The sequence below is a fragment of the Streptomyces sp. NPDC091289 genome, from assembly GCF_044757365.1.
Lineage (GTDB): Bacteria > Actinomycetota > Actinomycetes > Streptomycetales > Streptomycetaceae > Streptomyces.
Genome location: NZ_JBIVUT010000013.1, coordinates 73,795 through 96,262, shown reverse-complemented (window position 1 = coordinate 96,262; position 22,468 = coordinate 73,795). Strand labels below are relative to the sequence as shown.

17 protein-coding genes and 1 pseudogene are annotated in these 22,468 nt (G+C 71.7%); 7 read left to right on the top strand and 11 right to left on the bottom strand.

Translation table 11 applies throughout. From position 1 onward, the window contains the following. Positions 1–163 precede the first annotated feature (163 nt). The 4 genes from ACIQPT_RS18970 to ACIQPT_RS18955 all read left to right on the top strand — a co-directional run bounded on the left by ACIQPT_RS18970 (position 164) and on the right by ACIQPT_RS18955 (position 4,948). A complete protein-coding gene (locus ACIQPT_RS18970) occupies positions 164–1,684 on the top strand; it encodes an MmgE/PrpD family protein (protein ID WP_401157030.1) in 1,521 nt (506 codons plus the stop codon). Continuing rightward, the gene (gene prpB, locus ACIQPT_RS18965; protein ID WP_401157029.1) at positions 1,684–2,589 is read left to right on the top strand and encodes a methylisocitrate lyase; all 906 of its coding nucleotides are present in this window, start codon (positions 1,684–1,686) and stop codon (positions 2,587–2,589) included. Before ACIQPT_RS18970 ends, prpB begins: the two co-directional genes overlap by 1 nt. Before the next feature lie 39 nt (positions 2,590–2,628). Then, complete coding sequence (locus ACIQPT_RS18960) at positions 2,629–3,780, top strand: bifunctional 2-methylcitrate synthase/citrate synthase (RefSeq protein ID WP_401157028.1); 1,152 nt, start codon at positions 2,629–2,631, stop codon at positions 3,778–3,780. A 103-nt stretch (positions 3,781–3,883) separates the two neighbouring features. Further along, positions 3,884–4,948 (top strand): biotin/lipoate A/B protein ligase family protein, encoded by a 1,065-nt coding sequence (locus ACIQPT_RS18955; RefSeq protein ID WP_401157027.1) that lies wholly within the window; start codon positions 3,884–3,886, stop codon positions 4,946–4,948. 47 nt (positions 4,949–4,995) lie between these two features. On the opposite strand, the gene ACIQPT_RS18950 is transcribed toward ACIQPT_RS18955, so the two are convergent. From ACIQPT_RS18950 to ACIQPT_RS18935, 4 genes are all read right to left on the bottom strand, one after another. Then, on the bottom strand, positions 4,996–6,582 hold the full coding sequence (locus ACIQPT_RS18950) for a molybdopterin-dependent oxidoreductase (RefSeq protein ID WP_401157026.1): 1,587 nt from the start codon (positions 6,580–6,582) through the stop codon (positions 4,996–4,998). 124 nt (positions 6,583–6,706) lie between these two features. After that, entirely contained in the window at positions 6,707–8,929 is a 2,223-nt protein-coding gene (locus tag ACIQPT_RS18945) for an NADP-dependent isocitrate dehydrogenase (RefSeq protein WP_401157025.1), read from the bottom strand. 86 nt (positions 8,930–9,015) lie between these two features. After that, a complete protein-coding gene (locus tag ACIQPT_RS18940) occupies positions 9,016–9,738 on the bottom strand; it encodes a response regulator (protein WP_401157024.1) in 723 nt (240 codons plus the stop codon). Next, positions 9,735–10,898: a sensor histidine kinase gene (locus tag ACIQPT_RS18935; protein ID WP_401157023.1), complete on the bottom strand. Its 1,164-nt coding sequence runs from the start codon at positions 10,896–10,898 to the stop codon at positions 9,735–9,737. The genes ACIQPT_RS18940 and ACIQPT_RS18935 overlap by 4 nt, the downstream gene beginning before the upstream one ends. Positions 10,899–11,066: 168 nt before the next feature. On the opposite strand from ACIQPT_RS18935, the gene ACIQPT_RS18930 reads away from it, so the two are divergent. After that, positions 11,067–12,044, top strand: a complete 978-nt coding sequence (locus tag ACIQPT_RS18930) for a carboxymuconolactone decarboxylase family protein (RefSeq protein WP_401157022.1) — start codon at positions 11,067–11,069, stop codon at positions 12,042–12,044. 10 nt (positions 12,045–12,054) lie between these two features. Here the strand turns inward: ACIQPT_RS18930 and ACIQPT_RS18925 are convergent, their stop codons facing one another. Both ACIQPT_RS18925 and ACIQPT_RS18920 read right to left on the bottom strand, forming a co-directional pair. Further along, positions 12,055–13,539, bottom strand: a complete 1,485-nt coding sequence (locus tag ACIQPT_RS18925) for an amidase (protein WP_401157021.1) — start codon at positions 13,537–13,539, stop codon at positions 12,055–12,057. 149 nt (positions 13,540–13,688) lie between these two features. Next, the gene (locus ACIQPT_RS18920) at positions 13,689–14,066 is read right to left on the bottom strand and encodes a hypothetical protein (protein WP_401157020.1); all 378 of its coding nucleotides are present in this window, start codon (positions 14,064–14,066) and stop codon (positions 13,689–13,691) included. Between the two features lie 199 nt (positions 14,067–14,265). Between ACIQPT_RS18920 and ACIQPT_RS18915 the strand changes: the two genes are divergently transcribed. Both ACIQPT_RS18915 and ACIQPT_RS18910 read left to right on the top strand, forming a co-directional pair. Next, positions 14,266–15,027 (top strand): hypothetical protein, encoded by a 762-nt coding sequence (locus ACIQPT_RS18915; protein ID WP_401157019.1) that lies wholly within the window; start codon positions 14,266–14,268, stop codon positions 15,025–15,027. A 244-nt stretch (positions 15,028–15,271) separates the two neighbouring features. Continuing rightward, positions 15,272–16,150 (top strand): annotated as a pseudogene (locus ACIQPT_RS18910) (ThuA domain-containing protein); the annotation flags it as partial. Here ACIQPT_RS18910 and ACIQPT_RS18905 read toward each other — a convergent pair. The 5 genes from ACIQPT_RS18905 to ACIQPT_RS18885 form a co-directional block, all read right to left on the bottom strand. After that, entirely contained in the window at positions 16,126–17,688 is a 1,563-nt protein-coding gene (locus ACIQPT_RS18905) for an NCS1 family nucleobase:cation symporter-1 (RefSeq protein ID WP_401157018.1), read from the bottom strand. The pseudogene ACIQPT_RS18910 and the gene ACIQPT_RS18905 overlap by 25 nt on opposite strands. Before the next feature lie 101 nt (positions 17,689–17,789). Next, the gene (locus ACIQPT_RS18900; RefSeq protein ID WP_401157017.1) at positions 17,790–18,791 is read right to left on the bottom strand and encodes a TIGR03842 family LLM class F420-dependent oxidoreductase; all 1,002 of its coding nucleotides are present in this window, start codon (positions 18,789–18,791) and stop codon (positions 17,790–17,792) included. A gap of 11 nt (positions 18,792–18,802) precedes the next feature. After that, complete coding sequence (gene hydA / locus ACIQPT_RS18895) at positions 18,803–20,203, bottom strand: dihydropyrimidinase (protein WP_401157016.1); 1,401 nt, start codon at positions 20,201–20,203, stop codon at positions 18,803–18,805. 103 nt (positions 20,204–20,306) lie between these two features. Next, entirely contained in the window at positions 20,307–21,590 is a 1,284-nt protein-coding gene (locus ACIQPT_RS18890) for an aspartate aminotransferase family protein (protein ID WP_401157015.1), read from the bottom strand. Then, entirely contained in the window at positions 21,587–22,429 is an 843-nt protein-coding gene (locus ACIQPT_RS18885) for a nitrilase-related carbon-nitrogen hydrolase (RefSeq protein WP_401157014.1), read from the bottom strand. Before ACIQPT_RS18885 ends, ACIQPT_RS18890 begins: the two co-directional genes overlap by 4 nt. Between the last annotated feature and the right edge of the window lie 39 nt (positions 22,430–22,468).

The following is a 22,468-nucleotide window of genomic DNA, read 5'->3' as shown; positions in this document are numbered from 1 at the left end:
TCGACTCCGGGGCTTTCTGCGAAAGTAGCATCCGCATCTTTCGCAGGATTCGCAGATTCGCAGCTCAGCGCTGTACGGATTGTGCACAGTGGAGCGGTCGCATCGGGGGCCGGAGCGGGGAAAGCTCCTTCCGTACGGCACCACCGACGTCGCGAGGAGCCCCGTGATCGACCACCACGTCCGCGTCCACCCCAGCGCCGCCCGGCTGCCCCGCGAGGAGCAGCTCGCCTGGAAGCTGGCGGCCGTCGCCACCGGCACCCAGTACGCCTCCGCCCTCGATCCGCAGGCGGCCACGATGGCCGTCAACCGGGTCGTCGACAACGCCTCCGTCGCCGTGGCGTCCCTGCTCCGCCGGCCGGTCGCGGTCGCCCGCGGCCAGGCGCTGGCCCATCGCGCCACCCCGGGAGCGGCCGTGTTCGGCGCGGCCCCCGGTGTCCGGGTCTCTCCCGAGTGGGCGGCCTGGGCCAACGGCACGGCCGTTCGGGAGCTGGACTTCCACGACACGTTCCTGGCCGCGGACTACGCGCACCCCGGGGACAACATCCCGCCGCTGCTCGCCGTGGCCCAGCACACCGGGCGCACCGGCGCGGAGCTGCTGCGCGCGATCGTCGCCGCGTACGAGATCCATGTGGCCCTGGTGCGGTCCATCTGCCTGCACGAACACCGCGTCGACCATGTGGCCCACCTGAGCGCCGCCACCGCGTGCGGGCTCGGCGCGCTGCTCGGGCTGGACACGGGGACCACGTACCAGGCGGTCCAGCAGGCGGTGCACACGACGACGGCGACCCGGCAGTCGCGCAAGGGTGAGATCTCCAGCTGGAAGGCGTTCGCCCCGGCGTTCGCGGGCAAGGCGGCGATCGAGGCGGTGGACCGGGCGATGCGCGGCGAGGGTTCGCCGTCGCCGGTCTACGAGGGTGAGGACGGGTTCCTCGCCCGGATGCTGGACGGGCCGGACGCGGCGTACACGGTGGCGCTGCCGGAGCCGGGCGAGGCGCGGCGCGCGATCCTGGACACGTATACGAAGGAGCACTCCGCGGAGTACCAGGCGCAGGCGGTCATCGACCTGGCGCGGCGGCTGCGGGAGCGGACGGGCCCGACGGAGAAGATCCGCTCGATCGTGCTGCACACCAGCCACCACACGCACCAGGTGATCGGTTCCGGTTCGGGCGACCCGCAGAAGTACGACCCGACGGCGAGCCGCGAGACGCTGGACCACTCGGTCCCGTACATCTTCGCGGTCGCCCTGGAGGACGGGGCCTGGCACCACGAGCGGTCGTACGCCCCCGAGCGAGCGCGGCGGCCCGGGACGGTGGAGCTGTGGCAGCGGATCTCCACGGTGGAGGACCCGGAGTGGACCCGCCGCTACCACGACCCGGACCCGGAGCGGCGGGCCTTCGGCGGCCGGGCGGTGGTGACGCTGGTGGACGGCACGGTGATCGAGGACGAGCTGGCGGTGGCCGACGCGCACCCGGCGGGAGCCCGCCCGTTCGACCGTACGGGGTACGTGGCGAAGTTCCGTACGCTCGCGGAGGGCATCGTGGCCGCCGGGGACCAGGACCGCTTCCTGACGGCGGCCGAGGGGCTCGCGGAGCTGCCGGCAGACGGTCTCGACGCGCTGTTCCCGGTCGTGGACACGGAGGCGGTCGCGGCCTTCGACGCGGGGCTCCCGAAGGGGCTGTTCTGATGCTGCACACCCGCACCACACCCACCGAGCGCCGCCGCACGTTCCGCGAACAGCTCGCCTCCGGGCGGCTGTTGCGCATGCCGGGCGCGGTCAACCCGTACTCGGCGCGGCTGATCCAGGAGACCGGGTTCGAGGCGGTGTATCTGTCGGGGGCGGTTCTCGCCGCCGAACTGGCGCTCCCCGACCTCGGGTTGACCTCCTCGACCGAGATCGCGGCGCGGGCCCAGCAGATCGCCCGGGTCACGGACCTGCCCGCCCTGATCGACGCGGACACCGGGTTCGGCGAACCCATGAACGCCGCGCGCACGGTGCAGTTGATGGAGGATGCCGGGCTGGCGGGGCTGCATCTGGAGGACCAGGTCAACCCCAAGCGGTGTGGCCATCTGGACGGCAAGACGCTCGTGGGGCGCGCCGAGATGGCCCGTAAGGTACGGGCCGCCGTGGATGCCCGCCGCGATCCGGACTTCCTGCTGATGGCCCGCACGGACGCCCGCGGCCCCGAGGGGCTGACGGCGGCGATCGACCGCGCGAAGGCGTACGTGGACGCGGGCGCCGACGCCGTCTTCCCCGAAGCGCTCGCGGACGAGGGCGAGTTCGAGGCGTTCCGGGCCGCCGTGGACGTACCGCTGCTGGCCAACATGACGGAGTTCGGCAAGGGCCCGCTGCTGGACGCGGCCACGCTGGAGAACCTCGGCTACAACATCGCGCTCTACCCCGTCACCCTCTTCCGCCTCGCGATGGGCGCGGTGGAGGACGGGCTGCGGACCCTGGCCGCCGACGGCACCCAACAGGCCCTGCTCCCCCGGATGCAGACGCGTTCGCGGCTGTACGAGGTGCTCGGCTACGAGGAGTACGGCGCGTTCGACTCGGCGGTCTTCGACTTCACGCTGCCGCCGGACGCCTGACCACCAAGCCCCTCATCCACGTACGCCCGGAGGTTCACCATGCCCGCACCCGTATCCGCCACCCCCGAGATCCACCGCGGTCTCGCCGGGGTCGCCGTCGACACCACCGCCATCTCCACCGTCATCCAGGAGACCAACTCCCTGACCTACCGCGGCTATCCGGTCCAGGACCTGGCCGCCCGCTGTTCCTTCGAGGAGGTCGCGTATCTGCTCCGGTACGGCGAGCTGCCCGACGCGGCCGAGCTGACGTCCTTCGAGGCCCGCGAACGCGCGCTGCGGCCGCTGGACCGGACCACCGCCGAGCTGCTGGCCCGGCTGCCGGAGACCTGCCATCCGATGGATGTGCTCCGGACGGCGGTGAGCTTCTTCGGCTCCGAGGACCCGACCGAGGAGGACGACAGCACCGCCGCCCATCACGCCAAGTCCCTCGCCCTGCTGGCCCGGCTGCCGGTGGTGGTGGCCACCGACCACCGGCGGCGGCGCGGGCTCGCCCCCGTGGCGCCGGATCCGTCGCTCGGGTACGCGGAGAACTTCTTCCACATGTGCTTCGGGAGCGTGCCGGACCCGGAGGTGGTGCGCTGCTTCGAGGTCTCGTTGATCCTCTACGCCGAGCACAGCTTCAACGCCTCGACGTTCACCGCCCGGGTCGTCACTTCCACGCTCTCCGACCTGTACAGCGCGGTGACGGCGGCGATCGGGGCGCTCAAGGGGCCGCTGCACGGCGGGGCCAACGAGGCCGTGATGCACATGCTCCACGAGATCGGCGATCCGGACCGGGCGGAGGAGTGGCTGGACGAGGCGCTGGCCGCCAAGCGGAAGATCATGGGCTTCGGCCACCGGGTCTACCGGCACGGCGACTCCCGGGTGCCGATCATGCAGGAGGCCACCGACCGGCTGGTGGCGCGGGCGGGCGACCCGGACGTGACCCGGCTGGCGACCCTGCACGCCGCTCTCCGCCGGGCGATGATCAGCCGCAAGGGCATCCACCCCAACCTGGACTACCCCGCCGGGCTCGCGTACCACCTGATGGGGTTCGACGTCGCGGCCTTCACCCCGATCTTCGTGATGAGCCGGATCACCGGGTGGACCGCCCACATCAGCGAGCAGCTCGAGCACAACGCGCTGATCCGGCCGCTCGGCGTCTACAACGGCCCCGGGCAGCGCACGGTCCCGGCGCACACCGTCGCATGAACGGGGGATGATCGACGCCCCCGCACGCGTTACATCCGGATGTGTCCGGCTCGTCCGTCGAGCCGGGCCTTCGCGATGGACATCAGGAGTTGGAGGCGGCGCTGTGCACGGTGAGTACAAGGTTCCCGGCGGCAAGCTGGTCGTGGTGGATCTGGAGGTGGCGGGCGGGGCGCTGCGGAACGTCCGCGTCGCCGGGGACTTCTTCCTCGAACCGGACGAGGCCATCCTGGCGATCGACGCGGCGCTGGAAGGCGCTCCGGCCAACACCGACACGGCCGGGCTCGCGGCCCGGATCGAGGCGGCGCTGCCCGACTCCGCGGTGATGCTCGGGCTGAGCGCGGAGGGGGTCGCCATCGCCGTACGCCGGGCGCTCGCGCAGGCCACGGAGTGGAGCGACTACGACTGGCAGCTGATCCACGAGGCCCCGCAGTCGCCCGCGCTGCACATGGCGCTGGACGAGGTGATCACCGCCGAGGTCGCGGCGGGGCTGCGGCCGCCGACGCTGCGGGTCTGGGAGTGGGACTCCCCCGCCGTGATCATCGGCAGCTTCCAGTCGCTGCGCAACGAGGTCGACCCTGCAGGCGTCGAGCGGCACGGGGTGAACGTCGTGCGCCGGATCTCCGGCGGCGGCGCGATGTTCGCCGAGCCGAGCTCCACCATCACCTACTCGCTGGCCGTTCCGCAGTCACTCGTCTCGGGTCTCTCCTTCGCCGACAGTTACGCCTATCTGGACGACTGGGTCCTCGAAGCCCTGGCCGACATGGGCATCAAGGCCTGGTACCAGCCGCTCAACGACATCGCCACCGAGGTCGGCAAGATCGCCGGGGCCGCGCAGAAGCGGATGGTCGGACCGGACGGCGGGCCGGGCGCCGTGCTGCACCACGTGACGATGGCGTACGACATCGACGCCGACAAGATGCTGGAGGTGCTGCGGATCGGGAAGGAGAAGATGTCCGACAAGGGCACCCGGTCCGCGAAGAAGCGTGTCGACCCGCTGCGGCGGCAGACGGGGCTGCCCCGCCAGGTCGTCATCGAGCGGATGATCGACTCCTTCCGCAAGCGCCACGGCCTCACCGCGGGCAGCGTGACACAAGCCGAGCTGGCACGCGCCGAGGAGCTCGTACGCACCAAGTTCGGTACGCCGGAGTGGACTGCCCGGGTGCCGTAGGGCGTCCGGGCGGACCGATCGTACGGGGAGGAGGGCAGCCCGTCGGGTCAGTCGACGGTCACCACCACGGAGTGCCATCCGCTCGCACCGTCGGGGACGGTCTTGGTGCGCTCCTCGGTCTGGACCTCACCGGTACGGTCGGTGGCCCGGACGGTCAGGGTGTGGCCGCCGGGGGTCGCCTTCCACGGGTAGGACCACTGGCGCCAGGTGTCGACGGTGTCCTGTTCGGCGAGCTGTGCCGGTCGCCAGGGGCCCTCGTCCACCCGGATCTCGACCTTCTCGATGCCGCGGTGCTGGGCCCAGGCCACCCCGGCCACCATGACCGTGCCGGCCTCCGGGCGGCCGAAGGGCTTGGGGGTGTCGATCCGGGACTGGGTCTTGATCGGGGCCTTGCGGGCCCACTTGCGCTTCACCCAGTACGGGTCGTAGGCGTCGAACGTCGTGAGCTCGATGTCCTCGAGCCACTTGCAGGCCGAGACGTATCCGTACAGTCCGGGGACGACCATGCGCACGGGGAATCCGTGGACGAAGGGCAGCGGTTCGCCGTTCATCCCGACCGCGAGCATCGCGTCCCGGCCGTCCATGACGTCCTCGACGGGGGTGCCGAGTGCCATCCCGTCCACGGAGCGGGCGACGATCTGGTCGGCCGGGCCGCCCCGGGACGGCGGCTTCACCCCGGCCTCCTTGAGCAGGTCGGAGAGCCGGACGCCGATCCAGCGGGCGTGGCCGACGTAGGGGCCGCCGACCTCGTTGGAGACGCAGGTGAGGGTGATCTCCCGCTCGATCAACGGGCGTCGGAGCAGGTCCTGGTACGTGAACTCCAGGTCCCGCCGCACGCCCTTGCCGTGGATCCGCAGCCGCCAGGAGTTCGCGTCCACCTTGGGGATCACCAGGGCCGTGTCCACCCGGTAGAACGTGTCGTTCGGGGTGGTGAAGGGGCTGATGCCCCGGACCCTGAGCTGTGCGCCCGCCGGGACCGGCTTCGCGGGCGAGGCCGGTCCCGGCAGCCGTACGGCATCGCGCGAGGCGACGGCGTCCTGGGCGCTCCGCCCGTTGAGGAACCGGCCGGCGGCTCCCGCCGCTGTGGAGGCGGCGGCCGCGGCCGTGGCGGCGATCAGGAATCCGCGGCGGTCCCAGCCGCCCTCCTGCTCCTGATCTCCCGTGATCCGGTGCGGCGCGGTGAGCCTGCCGATGAGGACGTACAGCAGGACGGCCCCGACGACCGCCCCCAGCAGGGACGGCAGTCCGTCCACGAGCCCCGTGGAGTCCGGCCTGCTGACGGCGGCCGCCGTGCCGACCACGCCGAAGAGCAGGACGGCTGCGGCGCCGGTACGCCGGTGGCGCAGCGCCAACAGGCCGACGGCCAGGGCGAAGAGGGCGAGCGTGGCGACGATGCCGAGTTGCAGGACGAGCTTGTCGTCCTCGCCGAAGTTCCGGATCGCCCAGTCCTTCACACCGGCGGGCGTCCGGTCGATGGCCGCTCCGCCGACCGCTGTCACGGGACTCGCCTCGGGCCGGACGGCCGCCGAGACGAGCTCGGCGAAGGCCAGCGAGGCGAATCCCGCGAGCAGTCCGCTCAGGGCGGCGAGCGTGCCGCGGGTCAGGGCTGTCCGGGTGATCCTCACGGTCGTCATTCGGAGCCCCGGCCCCGGCGGATTGGTCCTTCACCCGTACGGGCTCCGAACGCGAACCGCCCCGGCGGGCACGAAGGCCTGCCGGGGCGGAACGGTGAGGCGGACGGGTCCGCCTCACATCAGGTCAGGCGAGGGTCGCGATGGCCTGGTTGAACGTGGCGGACGGGCGCATGATCGCCTCGGCCTTGGCCGGGTCGGGCTGGAAGTAGCCGCCGATCTCGGCCGGGGAGCCCTGCACCGCGATGAGCTCGGCGACGATGGTCTCCTCCTGCTCGGCCAACGTCTTGGCGAGCGGCGCGAACGCCTCGGCGAGCTTGGCGTCGTCGGTCTGCTGCGCCAGCTCCTGGGCCCAGTAGAGGGCCAGGTAGAAGTGGCTGCCGCGGTTGTCGATGCCGCCGAGGCGACGGCTCGGGGACTTGTCCTCGTTGAGGAAGGTGCCCGTCGCCCGGTCCAGGGTGTCGGCGAGGACCTGGGCCCGCGCGTTGTCCGTGGTGGTGGCCAGGTGCTCGAAGCTGACCGCGAGGGCCAGGAACTCGCCCAGGCTGTCCCAGCGCAGGTAGTTCTCCTTGACGAGCTGCTGGACGTGCTTGGGGGCCGAGCCGCCCGCGCCCGTCTCGAACAGACCGCCGCCGTTCATCAGCGGGACGACGGAGAGCATCTTCGCGCTGGTGCCGAGCTCCAGGATCGGGAAGAGGTCGGTGAGGTAGTCACGGAGCACGTTGCCCGTGACGGAGATGGTGTCCTCGCCGCGGCGGATGCGCTCCAGGGAGAAGGCGGTGGCCTCCTCCGGGGTCTTGATCGAGATGTCCAGGCCGTCGGTGTCGTGGTCGGCGAGGTACGTGGTGACCTTGGCGATCAGGTTGGCGTCGTGCGCGCGGCCCTCGTCCAGCCAGAACACGGCCGGGTTGCCGGTGGCGCGGGCGCGGGTGACAGCGAGCTTGACCCAGTCCTGGATGGGCAGGTCCTTGGTCTGGCACATCCGGAAGATGTCGCCGGCGCCGACGGCCTGCTCCAGCACGACGGTGCCGTTGGTGTCGACGACGCGCACGGTGCCGGTGGCGGGGATCTCGAAGGTCTTGTCGTGGCTGCCGTACTCCTCGGCCTTCTGCGCCATCAGACCGACGTTGGGCACGGAGCCCATGGTCGACGGGTCGAAGGCGCCGTTGGCGCGGCAGTCGTCGATGACGACCTGGTAGACACCGGCGTAGCTGCTGTCCGGGAGGACGGCGATGGTGTCGGCCTCGTCACCGTCGGGGCCCCACATGTGACCCGAGGTGCGGATCATGGCGGGCATCGAGGCGTCGACGATGACGTCGCTGGGGACGTGCAGGTTGGTGATGCCCTTGTCGGAGTCGACCATCGCGAGGGCCGGGCCCTCGGCGAGCTCGGCCTCGAAGGACGCCTGGATCTCGGCGCCGACGCCCGGCAGGGAGTCCAGGCCCTTGAGAATGCCACCCAGGCCGTCGTTCGGGGTGAGGCCGGCGGCGGCGAGCTGCTCGCCGTACTTGGCGAAGGTGTTCGGGAAGAAGGCGCGGACCGCGTGGCCGAAGATGATCGGGTCGGAGACCTTCATCATGGTGGCCTTGAGGTGCACGGAGAACAGCACGCCCTCGGCCTTGGCGCGGGCGACCTGCGCGGTGAAGAACTCGCGCAGCGCGGCGACGCGCAGGACGGCCGCGTCCACGACCTCGCCCTTGAGGACGGGTACGGACTCGCGGAGCACGGTGGTGGTGCCGTCGTCACCGTGCAGCTCGATGCGGAGCGAGCCGTCCTCGGCGATGACCGCGGACTTCTCGGTGGAGCGGAAGTCGTCGACGCCCATGGTCGCGACGTTCGTCTTCGAGTCGGCCGACCAGGCGCCCATGCGGTGCGGGTGGGCCTTGGCGTAGTTCTTGACGGAGGCGGGGGCGCGGCGGTCGGAGTTGCCCTCGCGCAGGACCGGGTTCACGGCGCTGCCCTTGACCTTGTCGTACCGGGCGCGGACGTCCTTGTCGGCGTCGGTCCGCGGGTCGTCCGGGTAGTCCGGAAGCGCGTAGCCCTGCGCCTGGAGCTCGGCGACGGCCGCCTTGAGCTGCGGGATCGACGCCGAGATGTTCGGCAGCTTGATGATGTTCGCGCCGGGCGTCCTGGCCAGCTCGCCGAGCTCGGCGAGTGCGTCATCGATACGCTGCTCGGCCTTGAGGTGCTCCGGGAAACTGGCGATGATCCGCCCCGCGAGGGAGATGTCACGGCGCTCCACCGTGACGCCTGCGGTCGAGGCGTAGGCCTCGACGACGGGCAGGAACGAATAGGTCGCCAGGGCAGGGGCCTCGTCGGTGTGCGTATAGATGATGGTCGAGTCAGTCACCGGGTGCTCCGCTCCACGTCTGCAACATTGCTTGACATCAAGATATCTCTTCACCGTGCCGGGCTCCACAAGGCCCCCGCACGGCTTTACGCACCGTGGGGGCCTCGCCGCCCCGGGGCCGGGCCCTCGCCGCCCCGCGACCGGGGCTCGACCAGCCCGGACTCGTAGGCGAAGACCACCAGCTGGGCCCGGTCGCGGGCGCCGAGCTTGATCATCGCGCGGCTCACATGGGTCTTGGCGGTGAAGGGGCTGACCACCATGTGGACGGCGATCTCCTCGTTGCTGAGACCGCGCGCCGCCAGCGCGGTGACCTCCCGCTCACGGCGGGTGAGGGCCTCCAGGCCGGGGGCGGTGGAGCGGTCCGGAGGGCGGGCGACGAACTCGCCGATCAGCCGGCGGGTGATCGCGGGCGAGAGGAGCGCGTCGCCGTCGGCGGCGACCCGGATCGCCCGGAGCAGCTCGGCGGGCTCGGTGTCCTTCAGGAGGAAGCCCGCGGCCCCCGCGCGCAGCGCCTCGAAGACGTAGGAGTCCAGTCCGTAGTTGGTGAGGATGACGACGCGCACCGGGGCCAGGAGGGGGTCGGCGGCGATCTCCCGGGTGGCCTCGATGCCGGTCATCACGGGCATGGTGATGTCCAGGAGCGCCACGTCGGGAATGTGCTCGCGGACGAGGTCGAGCCCGGCGCGGCCGTCCGCGGCCTCTCCGACGATCTCGATGTCCTCCTCGGCGTCCAGCAGCGCCCGGAATCCGGCGCGCATCAGTGCCTGGTCGTCGATGATCGCGACGCGCAGGGGTCTCGGCGCGCTCATCGGGGGCTCACGGCCCGGGGCGACGGAATGGCGGACGGCAGTTCCGCGTGGACGGCGAAGCCGCCGTCCGGGCGGGGGGCCGCGACGAGGGTGCCGCCGAGCGCCGCGACGCGTTCGCGCATGCCGGTGAGCCCGGTGCCCGGGGTGATGGTGGAGCCGGGGGCGCAGGGGCCCTCGTCGAGGACCGCGACGGTGAGGTTGCGCTCCGTGTAGCCGATCCGCACGGCGGTTGTCGCGCGGGCGGCGTGCCGGGCGACGTTGGTCAGGGCTTCCTGGACGATGCGGTACGCGGTGCGGTCGACGTCCTCGGGCAGGGTGCGTTCGTCGCCGTCGACGTGGACGGACAGCGTGATCCCCGCCGCCCGGGCCCGCTCGGTCAGCTCGCCGATCCGCGCCAGGCCCGTCACCGGGGGCGGGGGCTCTTCCGGATCGTCCTCGCGCAGGACCTCCAGGGTGGCGCGCAGTTCGCGCATGGCCTCGCCGCCCGCTTCCTGGATCGCGAGCAGGGCGGGGTCCACAACAGCCCCGCGCTTGTGGGCGAGATGGACGGCGACGCCCGCCTGGAGCTTCACGATGGAGATGGAGTGGGTGAGCGAGTCGTGCAACTCGCGGGCGATGCGCAGCCGTTCCTCTCCCGCCCGGCGCAGGGCCGTCTCCTCCCTGGTGCGCTCGGCGTCCAGCGCACGCTGCTCGGTCTGGTGCAGATAGGCCTGCCAGTTCTTGTCGATCAGTCCGGTGACTCCGGCGCAGAGGAACCAGCCGAGCAGCAGGAGCGCCCGCTCGACGGTCTCCCCCGCGCCGGGCCCGGAGGCGAGCAGGACACCGAGGTATCCGGCGAGGAAGGCGGCCCCGGCGGCGATGCCGTACGCCCGGTGTCCGCTGCGGGCCGCCGCGTGGACGGCGACGACGACCGGGAACGCCGCCCAACTGCCGGGCTCGGCATGGACGACGTACGCGAAGAGGCACAGCGCGGTCACGGTGAGGACCGACCGTGGGGCGCGGCGGTGTCCTGCCAGGGCGAGCGAACCGGTCGCGATGAGCAGCAGGTCGAGGAGGTCCGGCGAGGAGGCCGCCCAGGCCGCCGCGGCGACCGCCGCGGTGATGGCGGCGGCGAGCGCCCCGTCCAGCAGATACGCCTGTCGTGCGCTGTCCCCCTGCATGTGCGGCAGCCTAACGCCGGGGCGCCGGCGGGCGCGTCCTCCTCGCTGACGGCTCCGGCACTACTCCCCGGGGAGTAGCGGGGCGTCCGGGTGGTCGCTGCGGAACAGACTCAACTGCCTTCCCCCGTACGACGACCCGGGGCGCCCGCGCCCGCCAGGATCCGGGGCATGACCTCACCTTTCCGCTTCACCTCACCCGAACCCGCAGTCGAGACGAAGGGCAGCACCGCCGCCGTGCACGCGCAGATCACCCGGGACTTCGGCATCGAGGGCGCGCTGCCCTTCGTCGCGTTGTCCGCCGCCCCCGATCTGATGGCGGGAGCCTGGGCCCTGATGCGGGAGTCCCTGCTGTCGGGCCACGCCTCCCGTACGGAGAAGGAGTTGGTGACCTACGGGGTGTCGCTGGCCAACCGCTGCCCGTTCTGCGTGGGCGCGCACACCCTGCTGCTGTACGCGGGCGGCGACCGGGAGCTGGCCGGGGCGCTGGCCCGGGGCGAGCGCCCGGACAGCCCGGAGCACGAGCGGCTGCTGGCCTGGGGACAGGACATGCGGGGCCCGGTCCCGTTCGCCGCCGACGAAGCGCCGGAGTTCGTGGGCTCCGCCCTGGCGTTCCACTTCATCAACCGGATCGTCTCGGCCCTGATCGACGAGGAGGCGGTGTCGGGCGGCGCGGACCCGGTAGAGCTGCTGGACAGCACGGCGGGACAGGCTCTGGTCCGGGCGGTGCGCGGCCGGCCGGAGCCGGGGCTGAGCCTTCCGCTGCTGGGGACCGAGGGACCGCAGCCCGCCTGGGCGGCGGGCACCCCGGTGGGCGCGGCCTTCGGCGCCCTGCGGTCGGCGGCCCACGCGGGGGCCGGGCTGCTGGCGGAGGAGGACGCCACGTTCGTACGGGAATCGGTGGCGGCCTGGGACGGGTTCACGCCGCTGCCGCTGACCGGTGACGGGCTGCCGGACCGGGCGGAGCGTCCGGGGGCCCGGCTGGCGCTGCTCGCGGCGCGGGCCCCGTACCGGATCACCGCCGAGGACGTGCAGGCCTGGCGGGTGGAGCCGTTCACCGATCACTGCCTGGTCCACCTGGTCGCGTTCGGCGCGATGCTGGCCGTGGAACGGGTGGAGGCAGGGCTGCTGGGGGCCGCCCGGGTGTGAGCGTGGCCCGTCAGACCGGCGGCCGGTGCTCGTACCAGCGGAGGTCGTCCTCCAACTGGGCTGCCAGGGCGATGAGTCGCTCCTCGCTGCGGGAGGGCCCAAGGAGCTGGGCGCCGACGGGGAGGCCGGTACGGGTGAAGCCGGCCGGGACGTTCACACCGGGCCAGCCGAGGACGTTCCACGGCCAGGCGTACGGGCAGGCCGCCGCCATCGTGGCGTCGGTGCGCCAGGCGCTGAGCCGGTCGAACGAGCCGATCCGGGGCGGTGGCGCGGCCGTGGTCGGGGTGAGGAGCACATCGAACCCGGAGGCGTCGAAGAGGGCGCCGATCCTGCGGTGCTGGCGCACTTCGCGGGCGCGGGCGGCCCGCACCACCCGCCCGCCCAGCCGCGTCCCGGTCCGCAGGGCGCTGCGGGTGCGCGGGTCGAGCAGGGCCGGTTCGGGGTGGCGGGCGGCGAACTCGGCGATGCCCGCCGTGGCGCGGGGCACGAAGGCGAGGCCGATCAGCCCGTACCGGGGGCGGGCCTCCTCGACGTGGTGGCCGAGCCGGGCGAGGGTCTCGGCGAGCGCGGTGACGGCCCGGCGCACCTCGGGGTCCGGTGCGGCGCCGGTGAGGGTGAGCGGGGGACGCCAGGCCAGCGCGATGCGCAGGCGGCCCGGGTCGCGGCGGGCGGCGTCGGCGGCGCGCACGGCGGGCGGGCGGTGGAAGTCCTCGGGGTGGGCTCCGGCGACGGCGTCCAGCAGCAGCGCGGCGTCGGCGACCGTCCGGGCGAGGGGGCCGTTCACGGTGAGCCCCTGGAAGGCGTCGCTGTGCGGGTGGACCGAGATCCGGCCGCGCTGCGGTTTGATGCCGACGAGGTGCGTCCACGCGGCGGGGATGCGTACGGATCCGGCGCCGTCCGAGCCGAGGGCGGCGGGGACGAGTCCGGCGGCGACGGCCGCCGCGGATCCGCCGGAGGAGCCGCCCGGGGTGTGCGCGGTGTTCCACGGGTTGCGGGTGGCACCGAAGGCGGGGCCTTCGGTGAAGGGCCACTGGCCCAGTTCGCAGGAGTTGGTCTTGCCGACGACGATCGCCCCGGCGGCGCGCAGCCGGCGGACCGCCTCGCTGTCGGACACGGCCGGGGGCAGCTCGCCGTCGCAGCCGAAGTGGGTGGGCAGGCCCGCCACATCGGTGTCGTCCTTGACGGCGACCGGCACCCCGAGGAGCGGCAGCCGCTCCCCCGCCGCGAGCCTGCGGTCGGCCTCCGCCGCCTCGGCGAGGGCCGCGTCGGCGCGCAGGTGGCGGAAGGCGTTGAGGGTGGGCTGCGTGGCCTCGATACGGGCGAGGGCGTCGGCCACGAGTGCGGTGGAGGTGGTGGTGGCGTCGGCGAGCCGACGGACGCTCTCCGCGAGTCCCGGCGCCGGGGGCGGCACGGGTGCGGGGGCGGCCGGGCGGGGGGTGCGACCGGGCTCCCGTACGGCCGGGCCGGTCTGCTCGGTGGGCTCCGCTGAGGACATGGGCGTGCCGCCTCCCTCGTGTCGCGGGGCCGGCCGGTCGTCCCGGCTGCGCCCACAGCTACTTACTGGAGGGTAACGAGAGGAGGCGGCACGCTCAACCGTTCCGGCCGCTCCGGCTTCCGGTGGCGCCCGGGTCTACCGCCCTGCCATCACGGCCGGACGTGGATCTCGCCGATTCCGGTGCCGAGACCGGCACAGTGGGCGGTGGACTGGCCGGACTCGCCGGGCCTGAGGGTGACGTGGTTGCCGTCGACGTCCGGGGACCAGCCGCAGACGAGATGGACCCAGAAGGTCTGTGTCTGGCTCCCGTTGTTGCGGCAGAGCGCGAAGCCCGTGTAGTCGTCGATGGCGTGCTTGCCGGTGTCGCAGGAGAGGCCGGGCGGAATCGCGGCCGGGGCGGCGGTCGCGGTCACGGCGGTGACCGGGACGGCCAGCGCGGCCGCCATGGAGGCGGCGGCGACGGTCCGCCGGGCCGACCGGAACCGCTTGCTCCCCGCGTACGGCCTCTTCCCCGTGAACAGCTTCATGGTTCTCCTTACGTGGTGCGTGCCTACCGTGATCCCGAGCGGGATCACCGCAGCACTGCCCACCCTCCGTAACGAGAAACACCTTCACTCCTGACGCTCCGTGTGCGCGCCGGGCGGCGCCCCCGCTCCCGGCGTACGCTCGAATGTGCCGGTCACCATGGTTCGCACGCCCTGACCGGGGCCTTTCCGAGGAGGCGATGTGAGCGGACACCGATGGGCCGCGCGAGCGGCCGCGGGCGCGGCGGCCGTCGCTCTCACCGTGACGGGTGGTGCGGTCGCGCAGGCTGACGACGACATCGACTCGCTCGGCGCCGAGGAGATCGCCGACCGCTCGCGCGACGCCCTGCTCGATGTGAGATCCCTGCATCTGAGCGCGCGCGGCAGCCTCGACGGGAGCGGCTCGGACATGAGCCTGGACCTCACCCTGGACCGTGAGGGGAACTGCGCGGGCGGGGTCGACATGGGTGACGACGGTTCGGTGGAGATCGTGAAGCGCGGTGACGACGTCTGGCTGAAGCCGGACGCCGCCTTCTGGAAGAACCATGTGCCGATCGGCGGCTCCACCTTCGACTCGATCCTCGACGGCCGCTACATGAAGGCCTCGGCCGACAACCCCCGACTGCGCAGTGTCACCGAGGTCTGCGATCTCGACACCTTCCGCGAGCTGATCACGGACAACGCCGGCACCGCGGCCGGCGGCACGCTGACGAAGGGCGAGAAGACCGAGGTGAACGGCGCCCCCGCCGTTCCGTTGACCCGGACCGAGGACGGCGAGCGCCTGACGGCCTACGTGGCCGCCGAGGGCACGCCGTACCCGGTGCGGATCACCGTGCGGAACGCCGACGAGGAAGGGACCGTGGACTTCTCCGGCTTCGACCGGCCGGTGCCCACGGCCACTCCCTCGGCGGACGAGACGGTGGACATCACGGCTCTGCTGGGCCGCAGCATCAAACCCGTATAGCCCGTCACCGGGCCACGGGAGGGGGCAGCATTCTCATATGTGTCTCCCGCGGGCACGGATGGCGGCCTACTAGAGGTCCGGCCGCGTCCGCGATGACTGGCATCAACTCCCGCCACCGAGCGACCTGTCGGCGATGCACCACCCCTTCCGCACTGGTCCGGACCAAAGTCTTGACACCTCGCCCCGTTCACTTCTTAATCACATGGTGGAACGGTCCCCACATGGACGAACAAAGGACCCCGCCATGCCCCAGGCCCCCCACGGCCGCTCGCGCGCCGGCCTGTCCCTCCTCGCGCTCCTCGCCCTGCTGCTGGGACTTCTCGTGTCACCGGCCGGCGCGGCTCCTCGATCCCCCTCCCCCGCGGCGCCGTTCAAGGTCGTCGCGTTCTACAACGGCACCTGGGACGCGGCCCACATCAGCTTCGTCGAGGAAGCCAACGAGTGGTTCCCCGAGCAGGGCGCGGAGCACGGCTTCACGTACACCTCGACGAACAACTGGAACCTACTCGCCGACAGTGCGGCGCTGAAGCAGTACGAAGTGGTCCTCTTCCTCGACGACGCACCGCAGTCGGCAGCCCAACGCGCGGGCTTCGAGGCGTACATGCGTGGTGGCGGGGCCTGGATGGGCTTCCATGTCGCCGCGTTCACCACCAGCGCCCAGAACTGGCCCTGGTACCACGACCAGTTCCTGGGCAGCGGGAACTTCGCCACCAACACCTGGGGCCCCACCACCGCGACCCTGCACACGGACCACCGCACCCATCCGTCGACCCAGCGCCTGCCGGGCACGTTCACCTCGTCGGTGAGCGAGTGGTACAGCTGGAGCCGCGATCTGCGGACCAACCCGGACATCGACGTCCTGGCCTCGGTCGACCCGGTGAGCTTCCCGCTGGGCACCGACCCCGGCCAGAGCTGGTACAGCGGCGACTACCCGATCGTGTGGACCAACCACAACTACCGCATGCTGTATGCCAACTTTGGCCACAACGCGATGAACTACGACACCAATACCCCACTGTCGTCGACCTTCGACTCCGCCACCCAGAACACCTTCCTCCTGGACGGGCTTACGTGGCTCGGCACCGGTTCGACGTCCGCTCAGCCGGCCGCCGCCACCCTCTCCCGGCGGGTCAACGCCACGTACAGCAGCAGCGAGGAGGCGAGCCCGACCGCCCAGCCGTAGTCGGCGAGCGGCCTCAGGAACGGGATCAGACCGTCGGCGGGGAAGGGCCCCTTGCCGGGGGCCGAGTGCGAACCGCCCACCGCGAGGACGCCGCCGACCGCGAAGGCCGCCACCGCCCGCCAGTTCCAGCCGCTCCGGTACCAGTAGCGGCCGCCGGGCCGGTAGAGGTCGGCCAGGTCGAGCACCGTGCGGCGGACGATCCAGTAGTCGGCGATCAGGATGCCCGCGACGGTGCCGAGCAGCCCGCCGACCAGGCCCAGCCAGGTGAAGATGTACAGCTCGGGTGTCTCGGTGAGCTTCCACGGCATGATCACGACCCCGATCACGCCCGTGATCAGCGCCCCGGTCCGGAAGCTGATGAACTTCGGCGCGAGGTTCGCCAGGTCGTACGCCGGTGAGACCACGTTCGCCGCGATGTTCACCGAGATCGTCGCGATCAGCACGGTGACCAGCCCGAAGACCAGCCCGAAGACGTTGTCGGTACGGGCCACGAGCTGGACCGGGTCCCAGATGGCCACCCCGTACACCGCCTGCGAGCCGGAGGTGACGAAGACCGAGAGCAGGGCGAAGAAGGTCATCGTGGTCGGCAGGCCGAGCGACTGCCCCCAGATCTGGGCGCGTTGGCCCGCGCCGAAGCGGGTGAAGTCGGGGATGTTGAGGGAGAGCGTCGCCCAGAAGGCGATCATGCCCATCAGGGACGGGAAGAAGACCGGCCAGAAGTCGGCGCCCCAGCCGAGCGCGGACGGCTGGTCCAGCAGCGGGCCGAAGCCGCCCGCCTTGACCGCGACCCAGACGAGCAGGACGACCGCCCCGACGAGGACGAAGGGAGCCGCCCAGTTCTCGAAGCGGCGCAGGGTGTCCATCCCCCGGTAGATGATGGCCAGTTCGAGAGCCCAGAAGAGGGCGAAGCAGAGCCACAGCGTCCAGGGCTGCCCGCCGATCTCCGCGGCGCCGGCCCAGCCGCCGAAGATCTTGCCGAGCAGCATGAAGATGCCGACGCCGCCGATCCAGGTCTGGATGCCGAACCACGCGCAGGCGACGGCGGCCCGGATCAGGGCGGGCAGATTGGCGCCGCACAGCCCGAAGGAGGCGCGGGCCAGGACCGGGAAGGGGATGCCGTACTTGGGCCCGGCGTGCCCGGTGAGCAGCATCGGGGCCAGCACGATCACATTGGCGAGCGCGATCGTGAACACGGCCTGTTTCCAGTCCATGCCGAGCGCCACCAGACCGGAGGCTAGCAGCCAGGAGGGGATGTTGTGGGCCATGCCGATCCACAGGGCCGCGAAGTTGTACGTCGTCCAGGTGCGCCGCTCCACCGGGACGGGCAGCAGGTCGTCGTTGGCGAAGCGGGGGTCGTCGGGGACGTATCCCTGGGGGAGTTCGACCCGGCCGGAGGCGGCCGGGCCGGGTATCGCGTCGCCCGGGGAGGGCGAGGAGGCCGGTGGGGTGGGTGGTGTGGGTGGGACGGTGGCGGTCATGGCGGTCGGGCCCTTCGCTCGGGAGCGGTGCCGTGCGGGGCGGTGCGGTGCGGGGCGATGCCGTGCCGTGCGGGCGGGAGCGTGTGCCGGCCGGGGAGGGGTCAGTCGGTCAGGGCCTGGATGATCCCGGCCCCGTACGCGTCGATGGTCGCCTCGCGGGCGTCGTGCATGTTGTACAGCGCGAACTGGTCGACGCCCAGGCTCTTGAGATGGCGCAGCTTCTCGATGTGCGCCTCGGCGGGCCCGAGCAGACAGAAGCGGTCGACGATCTCGTCGGGGACGAACGCGGTGTCCGGGTTGCCGGTGCGGCCGTGGTGGCTGTAGTCGTAACCGGAGCGTCCGGCGATGTACGCGGTGAGCGCCTCGGGGACCAGACCGGAGTGCTCGCCGTAGCGGGCGACCAGGTCCGCGACATGGTTGCCGACCATCCCGCCGAACCAGCGGCACTGCTCCCGGGCGTGGTCGAGGTCGTCGCCGACGTAGGCGGGGGCGGCGACGCAGATGGTGACGGAGTCCGGGTCCCGTCCGGCGTCGGCCGCCGCGTCCCGTACCGCCTTGATCATCCACTCGGTGAGGAACGGGTCGGCGAGCTGGAGGATGAAGCCGTCGGCCTTCTGCCCGGCCAGGGCGAGGGCCTTGGGCCCGTACGCCGCCATCCAGACCGGCAGCCGCCCGTCCTTCACCCAGGGGATCCGCACCGGCTGCCCGTCGACCGTCGCCTCCCGGCCCTCGGCGAGGTCCCGGATGACGTCGATGGCCTCGCCGAGGCGGGCCAGGGTGTTGGGCCGGCGGCCCGCGACGCGCATCGCGGAGTCGCCGCGCCCGATGCCGCAGACGGTGCGGTTGCCGTACATGTCGTTGAGGGTGGCGAAGGTGGAGGCGGTCACCTCCCAGGTGCGGGTTCCGGGGTTGGTGACCATCGGGCCCACGGTCATCTTCTCCGTGTGCTCCAGGATGCGGCTGTAGATGACGAACGGCTCCTGCCAGAGCACCGCCGAGTCGAAGGTCCAGCCGTAGCGGAAGCCGTTGCGCTCGGCGCGGCGCATCAGGCCCACGACGGCGGAAGCGGGCGGGTCGGTCTGGAGGACGAGTCCGAAGTCCATGACGGGATCTCCTAGTCCAGGTACTGACAGGTGGCGCGGGGGGTGTACATGCCGTGTCCGGCGCGTCCGGTGAACGTCCGTCCGTCGATGACGAGTTCACCGCGCGAGAGCACGGTCTCGACCTGGCCGGTGATGCGTTTGCCCTCGTACGCCGAGTAATCGACGTTCATGTGGTGGGTGTCGGCGGAGAGGATCTGTTCGGCGTTCGGGTCGTAGATGACGATGTCGGCGTCGGCGCCCGGGGCGATGGTGCCCTTCTTCGGGTAGAGGCCGAACATCCGGGCCGGGGAGGCGCAGGCGATCTCGATCCAGCGGCGGCGGGTGATGTGGCCGTCCACGACGGCCTGGTGCAGCAGGTCCATGCGGTGCTCGACGCCCGGCATGCCGTTGGGGATCTTGGAGAAGTCGCCGCGGCCCATCTCCTTCTGGCCCGAGAAGCAGAAGGGGCAGTGGTCGGTGGAGACGACCTGGAGTTCGTTGTTCCGCAGGCCCCGCCACAGGGCTTCCTGGTGTTCCTCGGGACGCAGCGGGGTGGAGCAGACGTACTTGGCGCCCTCGAAGTCGGGCTCGGCGAGGTTGTCGGTGGACAGGAAGAGGTACTGGGGACAGGTCTCGCCGAAGACCGGCAGGCCCTTGTGGCGGGCGGCGGCGATCTCCTCCACGGCCTCGTCGGCGGAGACGTGGACGACGTAGAGGGGGGATCCGGCGACCCGGGCGAGCTGGACGGCGCGGTGGGTGGCCTCGGCCTCCAGGGCGACCTTGCGGACGTCGCCGTGGTAGCGGGGGTCGGTGTGCCCTGCGGCGAGCGCCTGCTCGACCAGGACGTCGATGGCGATGCCGTTCTCGGCATGCATCATGATCAACCCGCCGTTGCCGGAGGCCTGTTGCATGGCGCGCAGGATCTGGCCGTCGTCGGAGTAGAAGACCCCCGGATACGCCATGAACAGTTTGAAGGAGGTGACGCCTTCGGAGACGAGGCGGTCCATCTCCTTGAGCGAGGACGGGTTCACATCCGCGAGGATCATGTGGAAGGCGTAGTCGATGGCGCAGTTGCCGTCGGCCTTGGCGAACCAGGTGTCGAGCCCTTCGCGCAGGGACTTGCCCACGCTCTGGATGGCGAAGTCGACGATGGTGGTGGTGCCGCCCCAGGCGGCCGCCCGGGTGCCGGTCTCGAAGGTGTCTGCGGCGTACGTCCCGCCGAACGGCATCTCCATGTGGGTGTGCCCGTCGACGCCGCCCGGGATGACGTACTTGCCCGTCGCGTCGATCCTCCGGTCGGCGTTCCAGCTCTCGGCGGCGTCGGTTCCGTGGGCGGCGAGGGCGACGATCCGGCCGCCCTCGATGAGCACGTCGGCGTGGATCTCGTCGGACGCGGTGATGACCAGGCCACCATGGATGACGGTGCGGCTCATGGATATCTCCTCAACTCGGGGCGGCCCCCGCCGGCCCGGTGGGCGCGACGCCGGGGCGGCCCCGCGCGGTTCGTATGCGTACGGGCCGGCGAGGGGGCGGGGATCAGCCCGCCGCGTGCAGGGCGTCCGCGAGGATCGCCGCGCCTTCCTCGGCCTCGGCCACGGTCAGGGTCAGCGGCGGGGCGATGCGCAGCACGCTGGTGCTGTGGCCGCCGCCCTTGCCGATGAGCAGCCCGCCCGCGCGGGCCGCTTCGAGGACGGCCGCCGCGGCGTCCGGGTCGGCCTCGTCGGTGCCGGGCTTCACCAGCTCGATGCCGATCATCAGGCCCCGGCCGCGCACCTCGCGTACGGCGGGGGAACCGGCGACGATGCCCCGCAGCCGCTCGATGAGGAGCCCGCCGACGCGCCGGGCGTTGCCCTGGAGGTCGTGCTCCAGGACGTAGGAGAGGTTGGCGAGCGAGGCGGCCATGGTGATCGGCGAACCGCCGAACGTGGAGATGGAGTTGGCGTCGAGGCAGTTCATCACCTCGGCGCGGGCCACCACTCCCCCCACCGACATGCCGTTGCCGATGCCCTTGGCGAAGGTGAGGATGTCCGGCGGCCCGTTCTCCGCATGTGCCTGCCAGCCCCAGAAATGCTCGCCGGTACGCCCCCAGCCGGTCTGCACCTCGTCCGAGATCCACAGCACCCCGTGCCGGTCCAGGACCTCCCGGAACGCGGCGAACAGCCCGTCGGGCGGGGAGGTGAAGCCGCCGACGCCCTGGATGGGTTCGGCGATCAGGGCCGCGGGGTTGCGCGTGTGTCCGAGGAGGTCCTCCAGGTCGGCGACGCATGCCCGGATGAACGCCTCGTCGCTCAGCTCGGCGTACGGGCCCCGGGTGCGGACGCCGCCGTGGACGTACAGGGTCTGGAGCGGGGACAGACTCGTGGGCGACCAGGCCTGGTTGCCGGTGATCGAGACGGTGGAGAACGACCGGCCGTGGTAGCTGTTGCGCATCGCGAGGATCTGGTTGGACCTGCGGTACGCGGTGGCGAGCAGCAGCGCGGTGTCGTTGGCCTCGGTGCCGGAGGTGGTGAAGAAGACCCGGGCGTCGGGGATGCCGGAGAGGGTGGCGATCCGCTCGGCCATCTCCACCATGGGGCGGTTGAGGTAGAGGGTGGAGGAGTGGATGATCCGCCCGGCCTGTTCGGTGACCGCCTTGGTGACCTCGGGCAGGGCGTGGGCGGTCATCGTGGTGAGGATGCCGCCGAAGAAGTCCAGGTAGCGGTTGCCGTCCGCGTCCCAGACGTGGCGGCCCTCACCGTGGGTGAGTTCCAGCGGGTGGCGGTAGTAGAGGGCCAGCCACTCCGGGCTGACGGCCAGGTGCCGCTCGTGCAGTCCGGTCACGGCTCCACCAGCCCGTCGTAGGCGTCGGGCCGTCGGTCCCGGTAGAACGCCCATTGCTGCCGGACCTCCTCGATCAGGTCGAAGTCCAGGTCACGGACGAGGAGTTCCTCCTCCTTGTCGCTGGCGACGTCTCCGACGAACTGGCCGCGCGGGTCGACGAAGTAGCTGGTGCCATAGAAGTCGTTGTCGCCGTACTCCTCCTGGCCGACCCGGTTGATCGCGGCGACGAAGTACTCGTTGGCGACGGCGGAGGCCGGCTGTTCCAACTGCCAGAGGTGGCTGGAGAGTCCACGGGAGGTGGCCGAGGGGTTGTACACCAACTGGGCCCCGCCCAGCCCGAGTTGCCGCCAGCCCTCGGGGAAGTGCCGGTCGTAGCAGATGTATACGCCGACCTTGCCGACGGCGGTGTCGAAGACCGGCCAGCCGGCGTTGCCCGGCTTGAAGTAGTACTTCTCCCAGAACCCCTTGACCTGCGGGATGTGGTGCTTGCGGTACTTGCCGAGGTAGGAGCCGTCCGCGTCGATCACGGCCGCGGTGTTGTAGTAGAACCCGCTCTGCTCGATCTCGAAGACCGGGACGACGACGACCATGCCGGTCTCGCGGGCCAGGTCCTGCATGCGCTGGACGGTCGGCCCGTCGGGGACCGGCTCGGCCCAGCGGTAGTGCTCGGGCTCCTGGACCTGGCAGAAGTAGGGGGCGTTGAACACCTCCTGGAATCCGATGATCTTCGCCCCCTGCCGGGCGGCCTCGCGCGCGTGTTCCTCGTGCTTGGCGATCATGGATTCGGTGTCGCCGGTCCAGGTCGCCTGGACAAGTGCGGCGCGTACGACGTGGGACATGAGCTGCTCCTTCGACGCGGCGTCAGAGAGCCTCTACGC

Bases quoted from the DNA above. Each gene is read 5' to 3' on its own strand.
- prpB (WP_401157029.1), top strand. From the start codon at position 1,684: ATGCTGCACACCCGCACCACACCCACCGAGCGCCGCCGCACGTTCCGC.
- ACIQPT_RS18920 (WP_401157020.1), bottom strand. From the start codon at position 14,066: ATGAAGCTGTTCACGGGGAAGAGGCCGTACGCGGGGAGCAAGCGGTTC.
- ACIQPT_RS18940 (WP_401157024.1), bottom strand. From the start codon at position 9,738: ATGAGCGCGCCGAGACCCCTGCGCGTCGCGATCATCGACGACCAGGCA.
- hydA (WP_401157016.1), bottom strand. From the start codon at position 20,203: ATGAGCCGCACCGTCATCCATGGTGGCCTGGTCATCACCGCGTCCGAC.
- ACIQPT_RS18935 (WP_401157023.1), bottom strand. From the start codon at position 10,898: ATGCAGGGGGACAGCGCACGACAGGCGTATCTGCTGGACGGGGCGCTC.
- ACIQPT_RS18905 (WP_401157018.1), bottom strand. From the start codon at position 17,688: ATGACCGCCACCGTCCCACCCACACCACCCACCCCACCGGCCTCCTCG.
- ACIQPT_RS18885 (WP_401157014.1), bottom strand. From the start codon at position 22,429: ATGTCCCACGTCGTACGCGCCGCACTTGTCCAGGCGACCTGGACCGGC.
- ACIQPT_RS18900 (WP_401157017.1), bottom strand. From the start codon at position 18,791: ATGGACTTCGGACTCGTCCTCCAGACCGACCCGCCCGCTTCCGCCGTC.
- ACIQPT_RS18930 (WP_401157022.1), top strand. From the start codon at position 11,067: ATGACCTCACCTTTCCGCTTCACCTCACCCGAACCCGCAGTCGAGACG.
- ACIQPT_RS18925 (WP_401157021.1), bottom strand. From the start codon at position 13,539: ATGTCCTCAGCGGAGCCCACCGAGCAGACCGGCCCGGCCGTACGGGAG.
- ACIQPT_RS18950 (WP_401157026.1), bottom strand. From the start codon at position 6,582: ATGACGACCGTGAGGATCACCCGGACAGCCCTGACCCGCGGCACGCTC.
- ACIQPT_RS18960 (WP_401157028.1), top strand. From the start codon at position 2,629: ATGCCCGCACCCGTATCCGCCACCCCCGAGATCCACCGCGGTCTCGCC.